The organism is Rhizobium sp. P43, assembly GCF_056730705.1.
Genome location: NZ_CM161539.1, coordinates 1,532,424 through 1,552,400 on the forward strand (window position 1 = coordinate 1,532,424; position 19,977 = coordinate 1,552,400).

General features: G+C 62.4%; 15 protein-coding genes. 2 read left to right on the forward strand and 13 right to left on the reverse strand.

Annotated elements, in window-relative coordinates:
* Window positions 1-77 precede the first annotated feature (77 nt).
* Window positions 78-3,581, reverse strand: a complete 3,504-nt coding sequence (gene mfd, locus AC1PUL_RS07575) for a transcription-repair coupling factor (protein ID WP_480467594.1) — start codon at window positions 3,579-3,581, stop codon at window positions 78-80.
* A gap of 5 nt (window positions 3,582-3,586) precedes the next feature.
* Window positions 3,587-3,901 (reverse strand): FAD assembly factor SdhE, encoded by a 315-nt coding sequence (locus AC1PUL_RS07580; RefSeq protein WP_166599247.1) that lies wholly within the window; start codon window positions 3,899-3,901, stop codon window positions 3,587-3,589.
* Window positions 3,902-3,997: 96 nt separating this feature from the next.
* Here AC1PUL_RS07580 and recG point away from each other — a divergent pair, with 96 nt between their 5' ends.
* Window positions 3,998-6,103, forward strand: coding sequence for an ATP-dependent DNA helicase RecG (recG, locus tag AC1PUL_RS07585; RefSeq protein WP_480467596.1), 2,106 nt, complete (start codon window positions 3,998-4,000; stop codon window positions 6,101-6,103).
* Window positions 6,104-6,109: 6 nt separating this feature from the next.
* Here recG and AC1PUL_RS07590 read toward each other — a convergent pair whose 3' ends face one another.
* From AC1PUL_RS07590 to pcsA, 9 genes are all read right to left on the reverse strand, one after another.
* Window positions 6,110-6,844 carry a DUF502 domain-containing protein gene (locus AC1PUL_RS07590; protein ID WP_480467598.1) on the reverse strand — a complete coding sequence of 245 codons (735 nt, stop codon included), beginning with the start codon at window positions 6,842-6,844 and terminating at the stop codon, window positions 6,110-6,112.
* A gap of 102 nt (window positions 6,845-6,946) precedes the next feature.
* A complete protein-coding gene (glmS, locus tag AC1PUL_RS07595; protein WP_480467600.1) occupies window positions 6,947-8,773 on the reverse strand; it encodes a glutamine--fructose-6-phosphate transaminase (isomerizing) in 1,827 nt (608 codons plus the stop codon).
* Window positions 8,774-8,911: 138 nt separating this feature from the next.
* Window positions 8,912-10,273 carry a bifunctional UDP-N-acetylglucosamine diphosphorylase/glucosamine-1-phosphate N-acetyltransferase GlmU gene (glmU, locus tag AC1PUL_RS07600; RefSeq protein WP_480467601.1) on the reverse strand — a complete coding sequence of 454 codons (1,362 nt, stop codon included), beginning with the start codon at window positions 10,271-10,273 and terminating at the stop codon, window positions 8,912-8,914.
* Between the two features lie 77 nt (window positions 10,274-10,350).
* A complete protein-coding gene (locus tag AC1PUL_RS07605; protein WP_480467602.1) occupies window positions 10,351-11,103 on the reverse strand; it encodes a FadR/GntR family transcriptional regulator in 753 nt (250 codons plus the stop codon).
* A 150-nt stretch (window positions 11,104-11,253) separates the two neighbouring features.
* On the reverse strand, window positions 11,254-12,327 hold the full coding sequence (locus tag AC1PUL_RS07610; protein ID WP_480467604.1) for a BMP family ABC transporter substrate-binding protein: 1,074 nt from the start codon (window positions 12,325-12,327) through the stop codon (window positions 11,254-11,256).
* 40 nt (window positions 12,328-12,367) lie between these two features.
* Complete coding sequence (locus tag AC1PUL_RS07615) at window positions 12,368-13,288, reverse strand: ABC transporter permease (RefSeq protein WP_480468526.1); 921 nt, start codon at window positions 13,286-13,288, stop codon at window positions 12,368-12,370.
* Window positions 13,285-14,376: an ABC transporter permease gene (locus AC1PUL_RS07620; protein WP_480467605.1), complete on the reverse strand. Its 1,092-nt coding sequence runs from the start codon at window positions 14,374-14,376 to the stop codon at window positions 13,285-13,287. The genes AC1PUL_RS07615 and AC1PUL_RS07620 overlap by 4 nt, the downstream gene beginning before the upstream one ends.
* The gene (locus AC1PUL_RS07625; RefSeq protein WP_480468527.1) at window positions 14,366-15,961 is read right to left on the reverse strand and encodes an ABC transporter ATP-binding protein; all 1,596 of its coding nucleotides are present in this window, start codon (window positions 15,959-15,961) and stop codon (window positions 14,366-14,368) included. The genes AC1PUL_RS07620 and AC1PUL_RS07625 overlap by 11 nt, the downstream gene beginning before the upstream one ends.
* Before the next feature lie 116 nt (window positions 15,962-16,077).
* Window positions 16,078-16,806 (reverse strand): phosphatidylcholine synthase, encoded by a 729-nt coding sequence (gene pcsA, locus AC1PUL_RS07630; RefSeq protein WP_298465479.1) that lies wholly within the window; start codon window positions 16,804-16,806, stop codon window positions 16,078-16,080.
* Window positions 16,807-16,994: 188 nt separating this feature from the next.
* Here pcsA and AC1PUL_RS07635 point away from each other — a divergent pair, with 188 nt between their 5' ends.
* Window positions 16,995-18,203, forward strand: a complete 1,209-nt coding sequence (locus AC1PUL_RS07635) for a UbiH/UbiF family hydroxylase (protein ID WP_480467606.1) — start codon at window positions 16,995-16,997, stop codon at window positions 18,201-18,203.
* Here the strand turns inward: AC1PUL_RS07635 and AC1PUL_RS07640 are convergent.
* Window positions 18,177-19,139: an AEC family transporter gene (locus AC1PUL_RS07640; protein WP_298465473.1), complete on the reverse strand. Its 963-nt coding sequence runs from the start codon at window positions 19,137-19,139 to the stop codon at window positions 18,177-18,179. The genes AC1PUL_RS07635 and AC1PUL_RS07640 overlap by 27 nt on opposite strands.
* 42 nt (window positions 19,140-19,181) lie before the next feature.
* Window positions 19,182-19,928, reverse strand: coding sequence for a cytochrome c biogenesis CcdA family protein (locus tag AC1PUL_RS07645; RefSeq protein WP_480467607.1), 747 nt, complete (start codon window positions 19,926-19,928; stop codon window positions 19,182-19,184).
* Between the last annotated feature and the right edge of the window lie 49 nt (window positions 19,929-19,977).

Here is a 19,977-nt window from a genome sequence, read left to right on the forward strand (position 1 = left end):
GAATGGAGGGGGGAGGCACGGGCCGTGCACCCGAGGAAACTAAACTGATTCGCGAGCGGACAGAAAGAGCCGACGGATCAGCCCTTCGCCAGTTCCGCCAGCTGTGTCATCACCACCGCCGCGCCTGCCAGCCGCTTTTCCGGCGTCGGCAGGTCGCGGGTGAGGAAGACCGAGTGGTCGGGGCGGATCTTCGCCATCGTCCCCTGCTTGGCGATGTAGCCGACGAGGGCTGCCGGATTGGGGAACTGCTTGCCTCGGAACTGGACGACGACGCCCTTGGGGCCGGCTTCGAGCTTTTCGACATTGGCCACGCGGCAGAGCGCCTTGATGTAGACCACCTTCAGGAGATGCTGCACTTCAATCGGCAGCGGGCCGAAGCGGTCGATCAGTTCGGCGCCGAAGCCGTCGATCTCTCTGAGATCGTCGAGTTCGCCGAGGCGGCGATAGAGCGCCATGCGCAGATGCAGATCCGGCACATAGTTTTCCGGGATCATGACCGACGTGCCGACCTGGATCTGCGGCGACCAACCGGTATCGACCACTTCATCGACACCCTTCACCTCGGCGACCGCCTCTTCCAGCATTTGCTGGTAGAGCTCGAAGCCGACTTCCTTGATGTGGCCGGACTGTTCTTCGCCGAGCAGGTTGCCGGCGCCACGGATATCCAGATCGTGGCTGGCGAGCTGGAAGCCGGCGCCGAGCGTGTCGAGCGATTGCAGGACCTTCAGACGCCGTTCGGCACCCGCCGTCAGCACCTTGTTGACCGGCAGCGTGAGCAGCGCAAAGGCGCGGACCTTGGAGCGGCCGACACGGCCACGGATCTGGTAGAGCTGGGCCAGACCGAACATATCGGCACGGTGGACGATCAGCGTATTGGCGGTCGGGACATCAAGGCCGGATTCGACAATGGTGGTCGAGAGCAGCACGTCGTAGCGGCCTTCATAGAAGGCGTTCATGATGTCTTCGAGCTCGCCGGCTGCCATCTGGCCATGGGCGATCGCCACCTTCAGTTCCGGCACGTTCTCGTCGAGGAAGCTCTTCACATCCGCGAGATCGGCGAGACGCGGGCAGACATAGAAACTCTGGCCGCCGCGATAATGCTCGCGCATCAGGGTCTCGCGGATCACCAGGGGATCGAAGGGCGAGATGAAGGTACGCACCGCCATGCGGTCGACCGGCGGCGTGGTGATCAGCGAGAGTTCGCGCACGCCGGTCATGGCGAGCTGCAGGGTGCGCGGGATGGGGGTTGCCGAGAGCGTCAGGACGTGGACATCCGACTTCAGCTCCTTCAGGCGTTCCTTGTGCTTGACGCCGAAATGCTGCTCCTCGTCGATGATCAGCAGCCCGAGATTGGCGAAGGTGACGCCGGAGCCGAGCAAAGCATGGGTGCCGACGACGATATCGGTCTTGCCTTCGGCGACTTCCTTCTTGACGAGGTTAAGCTCCTTGGTGCCGACGAGGCGGGAGGCCTGCTGGACGCGGATCGGCAGGCCACGGAAACGTTCCGAGAAGGTCTTGAAATGCTGGCGTGCCAGGAGCGTGGTCGGCACGACGACGGCGACCTGGATGCCGTTCATCGCGGCAATAAAGGCAGCACGCAGCGCCACTTCCGTCTTGCCGAAACCCACGTCGCCGCAGATCAGGCGATCCATCGGGCGGCCCTGGCCGAGGTCGGAGCGGACGGCTTCGATGGCGTTTTCCTGGTCTTCCGTCTCGTCATAGGGAAAACGGGCGGCGAATTCGTCGTAAAGGCCTTCCTGCGTCGTCAGTACCGGTGCAGACCGGGTCATGCGTTCGGCGGCGATGCGGATCAGGGCACCCGCCATATCGAGCAGGCGCTTCTTGAGCTTGGCCTTGCGCATCTGCCAGGCGCCGCCGCCGAGCTTGTCGAGCTGGACCTCGGTCGCCTCACCGCCATAGCGGGAGAGCAGATCGATGTTTTCGACGGGCAGGAAGAGCTTGGCGTCATCGGCATATTGCAGTTCAAGGCAGGCATGCGGGGCACCTGCGGCCTCGATGGTGCGCAGGCCGACGAAGCGCCCGATGCCGTGCTCGGCATGCACGACGATTGAACCTTCGTCGATGCCGGCGACTTCCGATATGAAATCGGCGGCGCGCTTGCGGCGTTTGGAACGGCGGACCATGCGGTCGCCGAGAATATCCTGTTCGCCGATGATGACGAGATTGTTTGTCTCGAAGCCGCCTTCGAGGCTGAGGACGGCAGTGCCCGCCTCGCCCTTCTTGAGCTTGTCGACGTCTTTCAGCGCGGCGACGGGCACCAGCCGCTCCAGACCGTGTTCGTTCAGCACCTGCAGCAGGCGGTCGAGCGAGCCCTCGGACCAGCCTGACACGACAACCTTGGCGCCGGCGGCGCGCTTGTCGGCGATATAGGTTACGGCCTGGCCGAAGACGTTAACCCGGGCGCCTTCCGCACTGTCCTCGTTGGCGGCTTTTGCCCAGCGCGGCGTCGGGCGGGCATCTACCTCGATGACGAGACGGCTTTCGCCGCCGGCTTCGGCAAAGGGCGTGATGCGGATCGGATCGAAGGCGTCGAGCGCCTTGCCGAATTCGCTGGCGCCGAGATAGAGCCGCTCCGGCGGCACAGGCTTGTAGGGCGTGCCCTGGGCCAGATGGCCCTTGCCGGGTGTGGCGCTGTTGAGGCGCGCCTCGTAGTAGTCGCGGATAAGCTTGGCGCGTTCTTCCGCTGCCTCACGCACCGTATGGTCAGTGACCATACGGAAGCCGCGCAGATAATCGAAGGTGGTCTCCAGCTTGTCGTAGAACATGGGCAGCCAATGCTCCATGCCGGCATAGCGGCGCCCCTCGGAGACGGCGGCATAGAGCGCGTCATCGCGGGTGGCGGCGCCGAACAGCGACAGATAGTTCTTGCGGAACCGGCTGATGCTCTCCGGCGTCAGAGTCACCTCGCTCATCGGGTTCAAGTCGAGGGAACGGACCTGGGCGATCGTGCGCTGGCTTGCCGGATCGAAGGAGCGGATGCTTTCGAGCGTGTCACCGAAGAAATCGAGGCGGACGGGCTCTTCCGCGCCGGGCACAAAGACATCGAGAATGCCGCCGCGCACGGCAAATTCGCCGACTTCGCGCACCGTCGCGACCCGGTCGAAACCGTTGCGTTCCAGACGCGCGGCAATGTCGTCCATGCGCACCTGATTGCCCGGTTTTGCCGAAAATCCCAGGCTGTCGATCACATCCGCCGGCGCCACCTTCTGCAGCATGGCATTGACGGTCACCAGGACGATCGCCGGATGCGGCTTGAGGTAGAGCGAAATCAGGCCCGAAAGTGCGGAAAGACGGCGCGCAGAGACGTCGGCCGAGGGCGAGACGCGGTCATAAGGGAGACAGTCCCAGGCCGGCAGGCTCAAGACCGGGATATCGGGAGCGGCGAAGCTCAGCGTCTGTTCGATGTTCTGCAACCGCTGGCCGTCGGACACCACATAGGCGACCGGTTTTCCCTCGCGTGCGAGTTCGGCGAGGATGAAGGCATCCATGCCGTCGGGCACATGGGAGAGCGTCAGGGCGGATTGTGCGCCGACAATCCGCTTCACATCGATCAGGGGCATATCAGTTACTTTGCAGCGTGTTCTTCGCCGGTGACCGGTGAGAAATCCGGCCTGAGGGCGGCAATGCGTTCGAAGAGCGGTGTCTGGAGACGGGCGGGAACAGGCTCGGCGCCGGTGATGTAACGGACGAGGTCATTGTCTTCCTCGGCCATGATCACCTCGAGCTCGTCGAGTTCGGCCTCGGTCAGCCCCTCGATCTCAGCTTCGCAGAACTGGCCGAGCATCAGGTCCATTTCGCGGATACCGCGATGCCAGCAGCGGAACAGGATGCGCCGGCGGCGCGGATCGAGGTCGGCACTGCTTTTCACCAGTCCAGTCATATCGGCATCCTTCCAATTCTTGGGGCCTCTATAGAGCAGCAACCGGCAAATGTCAGCTTGCCAAAGGGGCAAATAACGAGGCATTTTGCCCCCATCATGCGCCCTCACCTGCTCGATCCCCTCTTCGCCTCCGTGGCCTCGCTCAGCGGAGTAGGCCCCAAACTCGCCCAGCTCCTCGCCACGCTGCTCGGGCGTGAGGATGCCGAGGACGCGCGGGTGGTTGACCTGCTCTTCCTTGCGCCACACAGGCTGATCGACCGGCGGCATCAGCCGGGCATCGCCTATGCGAACCAGGGCTCGCTGGTGACGATCACCGGCCGCGTCGACCGGCATCTGCCGCCGCCGAAAGGCAAGAGCAACCTGCCCTACCGCGTCATGCTGCATGACGAGACGGGGGAACTGGCGCTCACCTTCTTCCGCGTCAAGGGCAACTGGCTGGAAAAGGCATTGCCCGTCGACGAGATCGTCATGGTTTCGGGCAAGGTCGACTGGTTCAACGGTCGGCCATCCATGGTGCATCCCGACCTGATGGTGAAGGCGAGCGAGGCGGAGAACCTGCCGCTGGTCGAGCCGGTCTATCCGCTGACGGCGGGGCTCGGACCCAAGGTGCTGCGCAAGGCCGTGGAGGCTGCGGTCGAGCGCATGCCAGACATGCCGGAATGGGCGGATGCGCCGCTGGTGACAAAACAGGGTTTTTCGAGCGTGCGCGAGAGCCTCGTGGCACTGCATAATCCGCGCGACGAAAAGGATATCGACCCGCAGGCGCCTGCCCGGCGCAGGCTCGCCTATGATGAATTCCTGGCCGGCCAGGTGTCGCTGGCGCTGGTGCGGCAGAAGCTCCGGCGGGTGCCGGGCACGCCCATCAAGCCAACCGGCGAGATCAGCGAAAAGATCCGCGCCAGCCTGCCCTTCACACCGACCGGCAGCCAGGTGGCAGCGATCGACGATATCCTGAAGGACATGGCCTCCGACCAGCGCATGCTGCGGCTGGTCCAGGGCGATGTCGGCGCCGGCAAAACGCTGGTGGCGCTGTTTGCCATGGCGGCTGCCGTCGAGGCGGGCGGACAAGCGGTGCTGATGGCGCCGACGGAAATCCTGGCGCGGCAGCATCATGCGACCCTTGCCAAACTCGGTGCCCCCGCAGGCCTCAAGATCGAGGTCCTGACTGGCCGGACCAAGGGCAAGGAGCGCGAGGCGATCCTGGAACGGATAGCCTCCGGCGAAGCGCAGATCGTCATCGGCACGCATGCCCTCTTTCAGGATGCCGTCAACTACAAGAACCTGACGCTCGCCGTGGTCGACGAACAGCATCGCTTCGGCGTGCATCAGCGTCTGCGGCTGACTTCAAAGGGCATCTCGCCGCATATGCTGGTCATGACGGCAACGCCCATCCCGCGCACCCTCGTGCTGGCCGCCTTTGGCGACATGGATGTCTCCAAGCTCACCGAGAAACCGGCGGGCCGCAAGCCGATCCAGACGGTGACCGTGCCGACCGAGCGCGTGCCTGACGTCATCGAGCGGCTGAGGGCGGCGATCGCGGAGGGCAAGAAGGCCTATTGGATCTGCCCGCTGGTCGAGGAGACGGAAGAGAGCGAGCTGATGTCCGCCGAGGAGCGGCAGTCGGTGCTCGCGCAGTTCATCAAGGCGCCGATCGGCCTCGTGCATGGCCGCATGGCGGGGCCGGAGAAGGATGCTGCCATGCTCGCCTTCAAGAACGGCGAGACGCGGCTGCTGGTGGCGACGACCGTGGTTGAAGTCGGCGTCGACGTGCCCGATGCGACGATCATGGTGATCGAACATGCCGAGCGCTTCGGGCTTGCCCAGCTGCACCAGTTGCGTGGGCGCGTGGGCCGTGGCGACGAGGCCTCAAGCTGCATCCTGCTCTACAAGGGGCCGCTTGGAGAGACCGGCAAAGCGCGGCTGTCGATCCTGCGCGATTCGGAAGATGGCTTCCTGATCGCCGAGGAGGATCTGAAGCTGCGCGGTGAAGGCGAGCTTTTGGGGACGCGACAGTCGGGCACCCCGGGATTCAAAATCGCCAGCCTGGAGCATCATGGCGATCTGCTGGAGATCGCCCGCAAGGATGCGGCCTATCTGCTGGAGCGTGATCCGGAGCTCACCTCCGAGCGAGGCCAGGCGGTGCGCACGCTGCTCTATCTGCATCGCCGCGACGAGGCGATCCGCTTCCTGCATGCCGGGTGAGATGACTTAAGACTTGGTGCCGGATTTGCGGACAGGCATGTCGGCAGGCTCAGAATCAGGCTCGGCCATGGCAGCGACGACGTCGGCCGGCGTTGCCGGTTTGTAGTCCGGCGTGACCAGACCCGCAGAGATCAGAAGCTTCACGCCTTCTTCCGGGGTCATGTCGAGCAGCATCAGCTTGCTGCGCGGCACGAACATCAGGAAACCGGCGGTCGGGACCGGTGTCGGCGCCAGAAAGACCGCGACCATTTCCTCGCCGTCCTGATTGAGCTTTGCGGCGATCTCGCCCTTGGCGTCGGTGGAGACGAAAACCAGCGCCCAGGTGCCGGCACGGGGAAACTCGATGAGCCCAACTTTCTTGAAAGACGTCCCCTGCTCCTTTAGCACCGTCTCGAAAATCTGTTTGGTGCTTTTGTAGACAGTGCGCACCAGCGGCATCCGGTTGAGGATGTTCTCGCTATAGCCCACAATCGAGCGGCCGATGAGGTTGCGACCGAGAAAGCCGACCAGGGTGATAAAGATGATGGCAATCAGCAGACCGGTGCCGGGGATGGCGAACTTCAGATAGGCCTCCGGATTGTACCGGTCCGGGAGATAGGGCTTCACCCAGCTATCGGCCCAGCGGATAAAGGTCCAGGTCAGATAGATGGTGATCGTCATCGGTGCGCAAATGATCAGCCCCGTCAGGAAGTTGTTCCTGAGGCGTGTCGCCATCGAAATCTTGTCAGAACCTTCGGTCATGCCCACCGTCATTGTGCAGCGCCGTAATGCAGCGGACAATGCCGGAGTGACACCTGGGGCGCAAGAGCAAGAATTGGGGCAGCGGCCTGCCCCAACTAAGCCTCACTCAACCGTGACGGACTTGGCGAGGTTGCGCGGCTGGTCGACGTCGGTGCCCATGAAGACGGCCGTGTGATAGGCGAGCAGCTGGATCGGGATCGAATAGATCATCGGCGAGACGATCTCGGCGACCACGGGCAGCACGATGGTGGCCATGGTCGGGAGCTTGGAGGCGGCTGCCCCCTTCTCGTCGGTGATGAAGATGATCTTGCCGCCGCGCGCTGCGACTTCCTGCATGTTCGACACGGTCTTCTCGAAGAAGCGGTCGAAGGGGGCAATGACGATCACGGGCATGTTTTCGTCGATCAGCGCGATCGGGCCATGCTTCAGCTCGCCGGCGGCATAACCTTCGGCATGGATATAGGAGATTTCCTTGAGCTTCAGCGCGCCTTCGAGCGCCAGCGGATAGCTGGTGCCACGGCCGAGATAGAGCACGTCCTTGAACTTGGACAGATCGCGCGACAGGGCCTCGATCTGCGGCTGCACTGCGTTCAGGACCTGGCTCATGATGCGCGGCATTTCCGCGAGGCTCTTCACGAGCTGCTTTTCTTCCGCTTCCGTGATGGTGCCACGGGCACGGCCGGCGGCAAGTGCGAGCGAGGCAAGCACGGCGAGCTGGCAGGTGAAGGCCTTCGTCGAGGCAACGCCGATTTCCGGGCCGGCGAGGATCGGGAAGACGGCGTCCGATTCGCGGGCGATCGTCAATTCCTTGACGTTTACCACCGCGCCGATCTTCAACCCGTTGTCGCGGCAATAGCGCAGCGAGGCGAGCGTATCGGCAGTTTCACCGGACTGCGAGATGAAGAGGGCCGCCTGATCCTTAGACAGCGGCATTTCGCGGTAGCGGAATTCCGAGGCGACATCGATCTCGACCGGCAGACGGGCATAGCGCTCGAACCAGTACTTACCGACGAGGCCCGCGAGATAGGCCGTGCCGCAGGCGGAGATGGCGAGGCCGCGCAGGTTGGCGAAGTCGATCTCATTGGCGGCTTCGCGGACGGTGTGGTTGCCGAAGTCGACATAATGCGACAGGGCGTGGGAGATCACCTCCGGCTGCTCGTAGATCTCCTTTTCCATGAAATGACGGTGGTTGCCCTTGTCGATCATGTAGGCGGAAGCCGAAGAGATTTGGACCGGACGATCGACCGGATTCCCGTCGATGTCGAAGATATGGGCGCCCTGCTTGCCAAGGATCGCCCAGTCGCCGTCATGAAGATAGGCTATGCGGTTGGTGAAGGGCGAAAGCGCGATGGCGTCCGACCCCAAGAACATCTCGCCATCGCCGAAACCGATCGCAAGCGGCGGACCGGAGCGGGCTGCCATGATCGTCGAGGGGTCGTCGTTGAAGATGACGGCGAGCGCATAGGCACCCGTCACATGGCGCAGCATCTCGTGCATGGCTTCGCGGCGGCCAAGGCCCTTGCGACGATACTTGGCAAGCAGCTGCGCGACAACTTCCGTGTCGGTCTGGGTGGTGAAGACGGCGCCTTCGGCGGCCAGTTCTTCCTTGATCTCGGCGAAATTCTCGATGATGCCGTTGTGAACGACGGCAACGCCATCGACGAAATGCGGATGGGCGTTGGTCTCGTTCGGCACGCCGTGGGTTGCCCAGCGGGTGTGGGCAATGCCGATATTGCCGGGGAGCGGTTCGCCTGCAAGCTTGGTCTCGAGATTGAAGAGCTTGCCTTCGGCGCGACGGCGATCGAGCTTGCCATCGTTGATGGTGGCCACACCGGCGGAATCATAGCCGCGATATTCGAGCCGCTTCAAGGCGTCGACGAGACGCTCCGCCACGGGCTTGTTACCGACGATGCCGACGATGCCGCACATGAAATTCTCCGTTTCGTATTAACCACGCGGCTTTTCCTAGCGGTTTCATCGCAATAGGCAATTGTGCGTGAGGTCAAATTGCGTTTCGTCTCGTAATGCAACGCAGCATAACAAGCGGTGAAGATCGGGCTGACGCAGTTACTTGGCGGCCTTTTTTGCCGCCTTTATCGCGAGATTGCGTTCGCGGATGACGGCGGCGCGGCCCGGCTTCATCTCCTGGCGGGCGCGACCAAAGGCGAGCGCATCGGCTGGCACATCCTCGGTGATGACGCTGCCGGAGGCGATGAGCGCGCCATCGCCGATCTTGACCGGGGCCACCAGAGACGAGTTCGAACCGATGAAGGCCCCTGCCCCGATCTGCGTTTCGTGCTTGTTCACGCCATCATAATTGCAGGTGATGGTGCCAGCGCCGATATTCGTTTCCGCGCCGACGACGGCGTCGCCGATATAGGTCAAGTGATTGACCTTGGCGCCCTTGCCGATCTCGGCCTTCTTCACTTCGCAGAAGTTACCGACCTTGGAGCCTTCAGCGAGGTTGGCACCCGGGCGCAGCCGCGCAAACGGACCGACGGTCGCGCCTGCGGCGACATGAGCGCCTTCGAGATGCGAGAAGGCATGGATGACGGCACCGCCCTCGACGGTGACGCCGGGGCCGAAGACGACATTGGGCTCGATCAGCGCATCCTGGCCGATCGCCGTGTCGTGGCTCAGAAACACCGTTTCCGGAGCAATCATCGTGACGCCGGAGACCATCAGCTCATGCCGGCGGCGCTCCTGCCAGAGACGTTCGATGACGGCGAGTTCGGCGCGGTTGTTGCAGCCGGTCAGTTCACTTTCCGGCGCATCGACGGCGACAGCCTTGCCGCCCAGAGAGCGAGCGATCTCGACGAGATCGGTCAAGTAGTACTCACCCTTGGCGTTCTGGTTGCCGATCCGGGAGAGGAGATCGAGCGCCTTCTTGCCATCGATCGCCATCAGTCCGCTGTTGCACCAGGTGACGGCGCGCTCAGCTTCGGTCGCATCCTTTTCCTCGCGGATGGCGATGAGTTCGCCGTTTTCAACGAGCAGGCGGCCATAACCGGTCGGGTTCTTGGTGTGGAAGCCGATCACCGCGACGTCAGCGCCGCCAGCAAGCGCGTCTCGCGCGGCTTTGAGCGGGGCTGCGGTGATCAGCGGGACATCGCCATAGGCGACGAGAATTTCATCATAGCCACGGACGATCGCATCGCGGGCCATCTGGACGGCATGGCCGGTGCCGAGCCGTTCGGTCTGCAGGACACTTTCAACATCCAGCCCGTCGATCGAGGCCGCCTTCGCCACCTTCTCCGCGTCCCGCCCTAGCACCAATGTCACGTCGGAGACACCGGACGCGGCAATCGACGTCATCACATGTGCGATCATCGGCAAGCCGCCGACCGGATGCAGCACCTTGGACATCGAGGATTTCATGCGAGTGCTGTCGCCTGCGGCAAGCACGACGGCGAGGCATTTACGGGTCATAGATGGCTCCGGGCATGAGAGGCGGCGATGTTCACTAGCGCCGAGCGGTACCTACCGCAAGTCAAAACAGCCATTGATCAGGGCTGTGGGGCCGACTTCACAAGCGACGCCAAGGCGTTGTTCCGACCTATCTGCACGACGTTTTCAGTCGCACGGCGCGCTGCTTCAGCATCACCCTGCTCGATGGCGTCGACAATTGCCATATGGACCTTGACGATCCTGTCCTTGCGAGTCTCGTCCGGCACGTTCAAGGACAGCGTGAAGGCCCCGGCCAACGCGGCCTTGATGAAGCCCACCATGCTTTCCATAAACGGATTGCCGCTCATCAATGCCAGATAGACGTGGAAGCGCAGGTCCGCGAGCACCAACTCTTCGCTCCCTGGCTCCTGCACGCCAAGCTTCTGGGCGAAGTCGCGCAATTCGGCGCAATCCTCTGGGGTCGCACTCAGTGCCGCGAAAGCGGCGCTCGCCGGCTCCAGCACGAGGCGAATATCGTAGAGCTGATTGATGAATTCCGCAGTGATACCGGTATCGAAGTGCCAGCGTAGCACGTCTTCATCCAGAAGGTCCCAGTGGCAACGGTCCGTTACGCGCGTGCCGACCCGTGATTTTGCAACGACCAACCCCTTGGCCGAAAGGGTTTTCATGGCCTCACGCAGCACGGATCTTGAGACATCAAACTTTTGCTCAAGCTCCGCGTCACCGGGCAGCGTCTCACCAATGGCATAGCGGCCACCGACGATTGCCACACCCAGTCTCTCAACCACGCGGGCATGGCTGGTCTTCGGGTGGCTGGTGACGCAGAGATCCCGAACTTCTTCCTTGCGCATGCCACCTCACGCTTCATGCAGTAACCATCGGGTTAGTTACACGAAGTACCATACGTGGTGAAGTGCGTATCTGAGTAAATTCGTATTTTCAGCCGACTAAAAAAGAAAGGGCGCATTGTGCGCCCTTTCGAAATTGCAACTGATCGCCGATTACTGCGGCAGCTTATCGTCTACACCTTCAATGTAGAAGTTCATGCCGAGGATGGTGCCGTCGTCAGCCGATTCACCTTCCTTCAGCCACGGCGTACCGTCCTGCTTGTTAATCGGACCGGTAAACGGCTTCAACTCGCCCGACTTGATCTTGGCTTCAGTGTCCATGGCCATCGCCTTCACGTCGTCGGGCATGTTGGTGTAGGGCGCCATCGAGAGGATGCCGTCCTTGAGGCCGTCAAACGTCTGGCCCGAGGTCCAGGTGCCGTCGAGAACGGCCTGGGTGCGCTTGATATAGTAAGGCGCCCAGGTGTCGAGGATGGCGCTGAGCTGCGCGGTCGGGCCCGCAGCGATCATGTCAGAAGCCTGACCGAAGGCCTTGAGGCCACGCTCTTCGGCAACCTGCATCGGCGCGGTGGTGTCGGTGTGCTGTGTCAGAACATCGACGCCCTGGTCGAAGAGAGCCTTGGCCGCGTCCGCTTCCTTGCCCGGGTCGAACCAGGTGTTGACCCAGATGACCTTCAGCTTGAATTCCGGGTTGACGGTGCGGGCGCCATGCAGGAAGGCGTTGATGCCTGCGACAACTTCCGGAATCGGGAACGAGGCGATGTAGCCGGCAACGCCGGTCTTCGACATCTTGCCAGCGATCTGACCGTTGATGAAGCGGCCTTCATAGAAGCGCGAGTTGTAGGTCGCGACGTTTGCGGCGGTCTTGTAGCCGGTCGCATGCTCGAACTTCACATCCGGGAACTTCTCGGCAACCTTGAGCGTCGCATCCATGAAGCCGAAGGAGGTCGTGAAGACCAGGGCGCAGCCGGAACGGGCCATGCGCTCGATGGCGCGCTCGGCATCCGGACCTTCCGGAACGTTTTCGAGGTAAGGCGTTTCGATCTTCTCGCCGAAATGGGCCTGGAGCTGCTGACGGCCGATATCGTGCGCCTGGGTCCAGCCGCCATCGGTCTTAGAACCGACATGGACGAAGCAGACCTTCGTCTTGTCCTGGGCGGCGGCGGGTGCCGCAACGCCGATGATGGCGGCTGCCGAAGCGGCAAGCGCGAGAAGGAAGTTCTTCATAGTGTACCCCTGTCTGGTTAGGTTGAAGCTTTTGTTTTGATTATCTATCCGGCACGAACGGCTTGCCGAGACAAGCCGGCGTGTTGATCAGCGTCGTGCGGCGATTATGGGAGATTATGATCAGCACGACAATGGTTGCCGCATAGGGCAGCGCGGACAGAAATTGCGAAGGAAGGCCGATGCCGAGCGCCTGGGCATGCAGCTGGCCGATGGTGACGGCGCCGAAGAGATAGCCGCCGGCAAGGACGCGCCAGGGCCGCCAGGCGGCGAAGACTACGAGCGCCAGCGCAATCCAGCCGCGGCCGGCCGACATGTTCTCCACCCATTGCGGTGTATAGACCAGCGACAGCTGCGCTCCGGCGAGACCTGCACAGGCGCCGCCGAACATCACGGCGAGATAGCGCGTGCGAATGACCGGCAGGCCAAGCGTATGAGCCGAGCCGTGGCTGTCGCCGATGGCGCGGAGTTTCAAGCCCGAGCGGCTCTTGAACAGATACCAGTTCACGCCGATCACGAGCGCGATTGACAGATAAAAGAACAGATCCTGGGCAAAGAGGATCGGCCCGATCACCGGGATATCGGAGAGCAGCGGGATGACAATCGGCTGCATCTTGACGCCTGGGAGGCCGACAAAACTCTCGCCGATCATGCCGGACACGCCGAGGCCGAGGATCGTCAGCGCCAGCCCCGTTGCGACCTGGTTGGCAACCAGGGTGAGGGTCAGAAAACCGAAAAGAAGCGAAAAGAAGGCCCCCGTCGCGATGCCCGCGAGAACGCCGAGATAGGGCGAACCCGTCAGGTTGGTGGCGATGAAGGCGCAGACCGCGCCGATGATCATCATACCCTCAACGCCGAGGTTCAGCACGCCTGACCGCTCGGTGACCAGTTCACCCATGGCGGCGATGACCAAGGGGGTCGATGCGGTGATGATGGTCAGAAGGATGGCTTCAAACATGGTCAGGCCTCCTTCGACACTGTGTTGCGGGCACGATCGAAGACGATGCGCACCTTGTAGAGAATAAGCGTGTCGCAGGAGAGCACGAAGAAGAGCAGAAGGCCCTGGAAGACGCGGGTGACCTTGTCGGAGACACCGATCGAGAGCTGCGCTCCTTCGCCGCCGAGATAGGTCAGCGCCAGGACAAAGCCCGAGGCGATGATGCCAAGCGGATTGAGACGGCCCAGGAAGGCAACGATGATGGCGGTGAAGCCGTAGCCGGGCGAGATCGTCGGCTGGAGATGGCCGATCGAGCCCGAGACTTCCGAAATGCCGGCAAGGCCCGCAAGCGCGCCGGAGAACATCATCGAGAACCAGACCATCTTGCGCGAGGAGAAGCCGGCAAAGCGCCCTGCTCGCTCCGACTGGCCCAGCACCACGACCTGAAAGCCCTTCAGCGTGTAGCGCATCATGAACCAGACGGCGACGGCGGCAATCAGAGCGAAGACAATTCCGAGATGGGCGCGGCCCGAATCGAGGATCTCCGGCAGCACGGCCTCAGGCACGAAGGACCGCGACTGCGGGAAGTTATACCCGGCCGGATCCTTCCAGATGCCGCGTGTCAGCCAGTCGAGGAAGAGCTGGGCGATATAGACCAGCATCAGGCTGGTCAGGATTTCATTGGTGTTGAAGCGGGTCTTCAAGAGCGCCGGAATGGCCCCATAGGCTGCACCGCCGATGGCCCCCATCACGATCATCATCGGCAGCAGCAGGGGCGAGGACCATTCGTAGAAGGTAATCGGCAGGATCGAGCCAACGATGGCTCCGACGATGAACTGGCCTTCGGCGCCGATGTTCCAGTTGTTGGAACGATAACAGACGGAGAGACCGACACCGATCAGGATGAGCGGTGCCGCCTTGACCGCGAGTTCATGCAGCGACCAGACCTCAAGCAACGGCTCGATGAAGAAGCTGTAGAGCGCCGAGACGGGGTCCTTACCCAGCATGGCGAACATGATGCCGCCGAAGAAGACCGTCAGCGCCAGCGCCAGCAGCGGCGAGACGATGGCGAAAAGACTGGACTGGCGGGAACGGCGTTCAAGTTCAATGCGCATGGGCCGCCTCCGGGGCAGTCTGAAGACCATGGACGCCACCCATCAGGATACCGATGCGTTCGCGGGTCATGGTCGAGGCGGGATAGGCGTCGGACAATTTGCCTTCGGAGATCGCCGCAATCGAGGTGGCGACTTCGAAGATCTCGTCGAGGTCCTGGCTGATCACGACAACGGCAGAGCCGGCCTTGGCGAGATCGACGAGGGCCTGGCGAATGCGGCTTGCAGCACCGGCGTCGACGCCCCAGGTCGGCTGGTTGACGACGAGCACGGAGGGCTGCCGATCGAGTTCGCGGCCGACGATGAATTTCTGCAGATTGCCACCCGAGAGCGATCCGGCTGCGGGGTCGTCGCCGCTCTTGCGCACATCCATCATTTCGGAAATGCGGCGCGCCGCCTGCTGCACGAGGCTGTGGCGAATGAGGCCAAGCTTGCCACCGGAGAGGTAGGCGGCGCGATCGGATGCATTGCGCGAGAGGAAGAGGTTTTCGGACAGGCTCATGGCGGGGATCGCCGCATGGCCGTGTCGCTCCTCCGGCACGAAGCCGGCCCCGAGCAGGCGACGTTCGTTGATGCCGAGACGGCCGACGGACTTGCCGCGCAGGCGGATCGCATCGGCGTTACTCACCGGATATTCGCCGGAGAGCGCGTCGAAGAGTTCGCTCTGGCCATTGCCGGCGACACCGGCGATTGCCAGGATCTCGCCTGCCTTGACCGTCATCGAGATCGTCTTGAGCGGCATGGCAAAGGGGGTGCGCGGGCTAACCGAGAGGTCGGTCACCTGCAGCTGGATCGCTCCATCCGCCGGCGGCTCGACTTTTTCGACACCCGCGACATCGGCGCCCACCATCATGCGGGCGAGCGAGGCCGGCGTTTCCTGACGCGGATCGCAGGCGCCGGTCACCTTGCCGTGACGAAGCACGGTGGCGCGATCGCAGATGCGCTGCACTTCCTCGAGGCGGTGGCTGATATAGAGAACCGAACGCCCTTCCGCCTTCAGCTTGAACAGGGTCTCGAACAGCTTGTCGGCTTCCTGCGGCGTCAGCACGGATGTCGGCTCGTCGAGAATGATGAGCTTCGGGTTCTGCAGCAGCGCGCGGACAATCTCGATGCGCTGGCGCTCGCCCACCGAGAGATCGGCGACATGGGCGTCGGGATCAAGCGGCAGGCCATAGGCGACCGAGAGTTCCGCAGCCTTTTTCGACAGTTCCGAAATGGAGATTTTCTCATCCAGCGACAGGGCTATGTTTTCGGCAACGGTCAGCGCTTCAAACAGCGAAAAATGCTGGAAAACCATGCCGATGCCAAGGCGACGCGCGGCGCCCGGATTGGGGATCACCTGATCTCTGCCCTGCCAGCTGATCGAGCCAGCAGAGGGCGCCAGGATGCCGAACAACATCTTTACGAGGGTGGATTTGCCAGCACCGTTTTCGCCAAGAAGGGCGTGAATCTCGCCGTGGCCGATGTCGAGATCAATGCCGTCGCAGGCCTTGAAACTGCCGAACAGCTTCGTGAGGCCCCGCACGGTCAAAAGCGGCTTTTCGCCCTCGGGCGGTTGTTGCGGCACAGGTCCCCCTTGCACTCTCATGCGCATCGGCCGGGTCTTGCGCCCGGTCCATCGCTTAATTCATAACCGGTTTGCGGCAGCGCACAATATATAGGCAAAAGTTTTTTTTGGTTTTGCCCAGACGCGTTCGCCGACCATCAATCCCGACGACCGAGCCCCGGGAAAAACTGCAGGATACCGCCGATGACGTAGAGATAGATGCTGGTGACAATGGTGCCGACCACCACCCATTGCGGGGATTCGAAATGGAGGAGCAGCGCATAGCCGCCGAAACCGCACCACAACAGAAAGACCGCGAGATTGAGCGGGCGTAGCCGCTTGACGCGGACCGGATGGAGGAAATGGATCGGCAGGAAGGTCAAAAAGACCGACAGCAAAACTGCAACCAGCGCGGTTGTGGCGCTCGCATCGATGACGAAGAGCGTGAAGATCAGCATGTTCCAGACGACGGGAAAGCCGGAGAAGAAATACTCGTCCGTCTTCATGCCCATGTCGGCATAATAGATGGCGCTCGACACGACGATCAGGCCGGCGGCGACGAAGGACCAGGGCTCACCGATCATGCCGCTCTGGTAGAGCGCGAAAGCCGGGAGAAGAACATAGGTGACATAGTCGATGATGTTGTCGAGTGTATCGCCGGACCAATTGGGCAGGACTTCCTTGACGCGCACCTTGCGGGCAATCGGACCGTCGATGCCGTCGACGAGCAGCGCAAGCCCCAGCCACCAGAACATGTCGACGAAACGCTTTTCGGCCGCGGCAACAACGCCGAGGAAGGCGAGGAAGGATCCGGAAGCGGTGAGCATATGGACCGAAAAGGCGCGAATCTCGGCGTAAGGCACGCGCTTGTAATTGAAGATTTTCATCCCTGCTCCAGTCGGCGGCACTTCGGAGGGAACGGTATCGGATGAAATGACGCGGTTTGCAACACAGGTGCTCGCCTATGCCCTGATTTCGGCAGAGGGCCCTTAATCAGGCTGCGCCATTTGGGCCCATGGATTTTATGCCTTCTGAGTTCTAGATAACGATTGGAAGATCAACTGGAATTTCCCTCATGAGCCAGCAATTCGATATTGCCGTCATCGGTGCAGGCCCGGCCGGCCAGATCGCTGCCATCGCCATGGCGCGCGGCGGGCGGCGCGTGGTTCTGATCGGACCCGAGCCTGATGGTTCGGATCGCCGGACAACGGCGCTGATGGATCAATCGCTGGCGATGATCGAACGTCTGGGGCTCTGGCAGGACCTCAAGGCACGCGCGGCGCCACTTCAGGTCATGCAGATCATCGACGGCACCAAGCGGCTGCTGCGCGCACCCACGGTCGCCTTCCGTAGCGCCGAGATCGAGCTCGACGCCTTCGGCTACAATGTTCCCAACGCGGCCCTCATCGAAAGGCTGTGCAAGGCGGTTGCCGAGGAAGGCCTGATCACCCGCAAGCCGCTTTCGGCAGACACCATTCATGTGGGTCGCGATGCGGTGACAGTCGGCCTGGGCGGCGGGGAAACGGTGACGGCAGATTTCGTCATTGGCGCCGACGGCCGCCGCTCGAAGACCCGTGAAAGCGCCGGCGTCGGCGTCAAGACCTGGTCCTATCCGCAGACGGCGGTGGTGATGAATTTCACCCATAGCCTGCCGCATCAGAACATCTCGACGGAATTCCACACGGAATCCGGTCCCTTCACACAGGTTCCGCTGCCGGGCCTGCGCTCGAGCCTGGTCTGGGTCGTGGCGCCGCAGGAGGCGGAGCGCCTGACCGGGCTGACCAGCGAAGAATTGTCGCTTGAGGTCGAAGGGCGGATGCAATCGATGCTCGGCAAGGTCACCGTCGAAGACGGGGTGCAGGCCTGGCCACTGTCGGGCATGACCGCCACGCGCTATGGCCAGGGTCGTGTCGCCTTCATCGGCGAGGCCGGCCACGCCTTCCCGCCGATCGGCGCCCAGGGACTGAACCTGAGCCTGCGTGATATCGCAGCCCTCGAAGAGATCCTGATCGATCCCAGCTCGGCACCGATTCCTGGCGACAGTGGCGACCGTTTTGACCGGAAGCGGCGGTTCGACATTGCAAGCCGCACGGCGAGTGTCGACCTGCTCAACCGCTCGCTGCTGTCAGGCCTCCTGCCGGTACAGATGCTGAGGGCTGCGGGGCTGCAGGTGCTGGCGAGCGTCGCTCCGCTGCGCAACTTGGTCATGCAGGAAGGTGTTGCCCCCGGTCGCGGCCTGAAAAGCCTGCCGTCCCTGTTACGGAAAAAGGTCGGGCGGCAATAGGCCGTGGGTGATGGCGAAGAGCAAAGCCGACACCGAGAACACCGAAAGGACCGTCGTGATCAGGATCGTGGCTGACGCGCGTTCCTGCCAGACGGCATATTGCTGGCCGATTACGAAGACATTCGTTGCCGTCGGCAGCGAGGCAAGCAGGATTGCCGTATAGACCCAGAGCGGGTCGAAATTGCCGACAAAACTCAGGACGACATAGACCAGAACCGGATGCACGACGAGCTTGATCGGCACGATATAGCCGATCTCGGCCGGGATTCGCTTGAGGGGACGCAAGGCGAGCGTCACACCCATGGCAAAGAGCGCGCAAGGGGCTGCCGCCTGCGCGAGATAATCGATCAGCCGCTGGAGGGCGAGCGGCGGCTCATAGGCAAAGGCTGCCGCGACAAAGCCGACCAGGGTCGCGATGATGAAAGGATGGGTGAGGATCTTACGGGCCACATCCAGCGCAAGCTGTGCCGGCGGGCGCTTGTCACCGCCGGCAAAGGCCATGAGGGCCGGAGCTGCGATGAAATGGGCGGCATTTTCAAAGCAGAAGACGAGCGCCACGGGAACGGCCGCCTTTTCTCCAAACGCGAGCAGCGCCAGACCAGGGCCCATATAGCCGATATTCCCGTAACAGCCGGCAAGAGCCTGGACGGTTGCCTCGGGGATGGTGTTGCCACGCAACAGACGGCCGATCGCAAACACCAGCACGAAGATGGTGTAGGTCGCGGCCAGACAGGCGGCGATGAAGTCGATGCGGGTCAGCTGCTCGATCGGCGTGCGCGAAACGAGCTTGAAGAAGAGCGCCGGCAGGGAGACGTAAATGACAAAGAAGTTCAGCCAGCCGAGCGCCTGTGCCGAGTGATCGCCGAGCCTGCCGGAGACATAGCCGATCAGGATCAAGCCGAAAAACGGCAGTACCAGCGCGACAATTTCGGCCATCCGCAGTCTCCTTCGGGTCGCCTCAGCGCGCCCTTTCCGGACTTAGCCGATTTGCGACAGGATTGGAAAGGTCTGCTGGAACCAGATCGCCATGTCCGAGACATAGCCGAAGATGAAGGCAAGACCGGTCAGCACCAGCAGAGCACCCATGGCCTTTTCGACATGGCCGAGATGACGGCGGAATTTGGTGAGGAAGCGCATGAAAGGGCCGGAGAAGCCCGCAGCGATCCAGAAGGGGACGGCAAGGCCGAGTGAATAGATGGCCAGCAGAAGGGCTCCGTCACCAACGGTTTCCTTCGAGGCGGCCACACCGAGGATCGCGCCGAGCACCGGCCCGATGCAGGGCGTCCAGCCGAAAGCAAAGGCCAGGCCCATGACATAGGCACCCGAGAGGGTTGCGGGCTTACCGCCGCCTGCGAATCGGTATTCCGAGGAGAGGAGACCGAGCCGGAAGAGGCCGAGGAAATTCAGGCCCATCACGATGATGATGACCCCACCGATCTTCGACAGAATGTCAATATGTTGGCGAAGCAGGCCGCCGATGGTCGAGGCTCCTGCCCCCAGCGACACGAAGACGGTGGCAAAACCGAGCGTGAAGACAAGCGAGGTCAAAAGAACCGTTCGACGTGCAGCGGCATTTTGCGCCTGGTCGCCGTCACGGAACTGGTCGACCGAGATTCCCGCCATGTAGCACAGGTAAGGCGGCACCAGCGGCAGGACGCAGGGTGACAGGAAGGACAGGGCACCGGCCAGAAGCGCGCTGAAAAAAGAAATATCGGCAATCGACACGACGAACTCCGGAACCCATATTGCCGCCCTTCCTAATCCCGCGACCCCC

Coding starts and splice junctions, on each gene's coding strand:
- AC1PUL_RS07590 (WP_480467598.1), bottom strand. CDS start 6,844: ATGACCGAAGGTTCTGACAAGATTTCGATGGCGACACGCCTCAGGAAC.
- recG (WP_480467596.1), top strand. CDS start 3,998: ATGCGCCCTCACCTGCTCGATCCCCTCTTCGCCTCCGTGGCCTCGCTC.
- AC1PUL_RS07580 (WP_166599247.1), bottom strand. CDS start 3,901: ATGACTGGACTGGTGAAAAGCAGTGCCGACCTCGATCCGCGCCGCCGG.
- AC1PUL_RS07610 (WP_480467604.1), bottom strand. CDS start 12,327: ATGAAGAACTTCCTTCTCGCGCTTGCCGCTTCGGCAGCCGCCATCATC.
- AC1PUL_RS07620 (WP_480467605.1), bottom strand. CDS start 14,376: ATGCGCATTGAACTTGAACGCCGTTCCCGCCAGTCCAGTCTTTTCGCC.
- pcsA (WP_298465479.1), bottom strand. CDS start 16,806: ATGAAAATCTTCAATTACAAGCGCGTGCCTTACGCCGAGATTCGCGCC.
- AC1PUL_RS07605 (WP_480467602.1), bottom strand. CDS start 11,103: ATGCGCAAGGAAGAAGTTCGGGATCTCTGCGTCACCAGCCACCCGAAG.
- glmS (WP_480467600.1), bottom strand. CDS start 8,773: ATGTGCGGCATCGTCGGCATCGTCGGTAACAAGCCCGTGGCGGAGCGT.
- AC1PUL_RS07625 (WP_480468527.1), bottom strand. CDS start 15,961: ATGAGAGTGCAAGGGGGACCTGTGCCGCAACAACCGCCCGAGGGCGAA.
- AC1PUL_RS07640 (WP_298465473.1), bottom strand. CDS start 19,139: ATGGCCGAAATTGTCGCGCTGGTACTGCCGTTTTTCGGCTTGATCCTG.
- AC1PUL_RS07635 (WP_480467606.1), top strand. CDS start 16,995: ATGAGCCAGCAATTCGATATTGCCGTCATCGGTGCAGGCCCGGCCGGC.
- glmU (WP_480467601.1), bottom strand. CDS start 10,273: ATGACCCGTAAATGCCTCGCCGTCGTGCTTGCCGCAGGCGACAGCACT.
- mfd (WP_480467594.1), bottom strand. CDS start 3,581: ATGCCCCTGATCGATGTGAAGCGGATTGTCGGCGCACAATCCGCCCTG.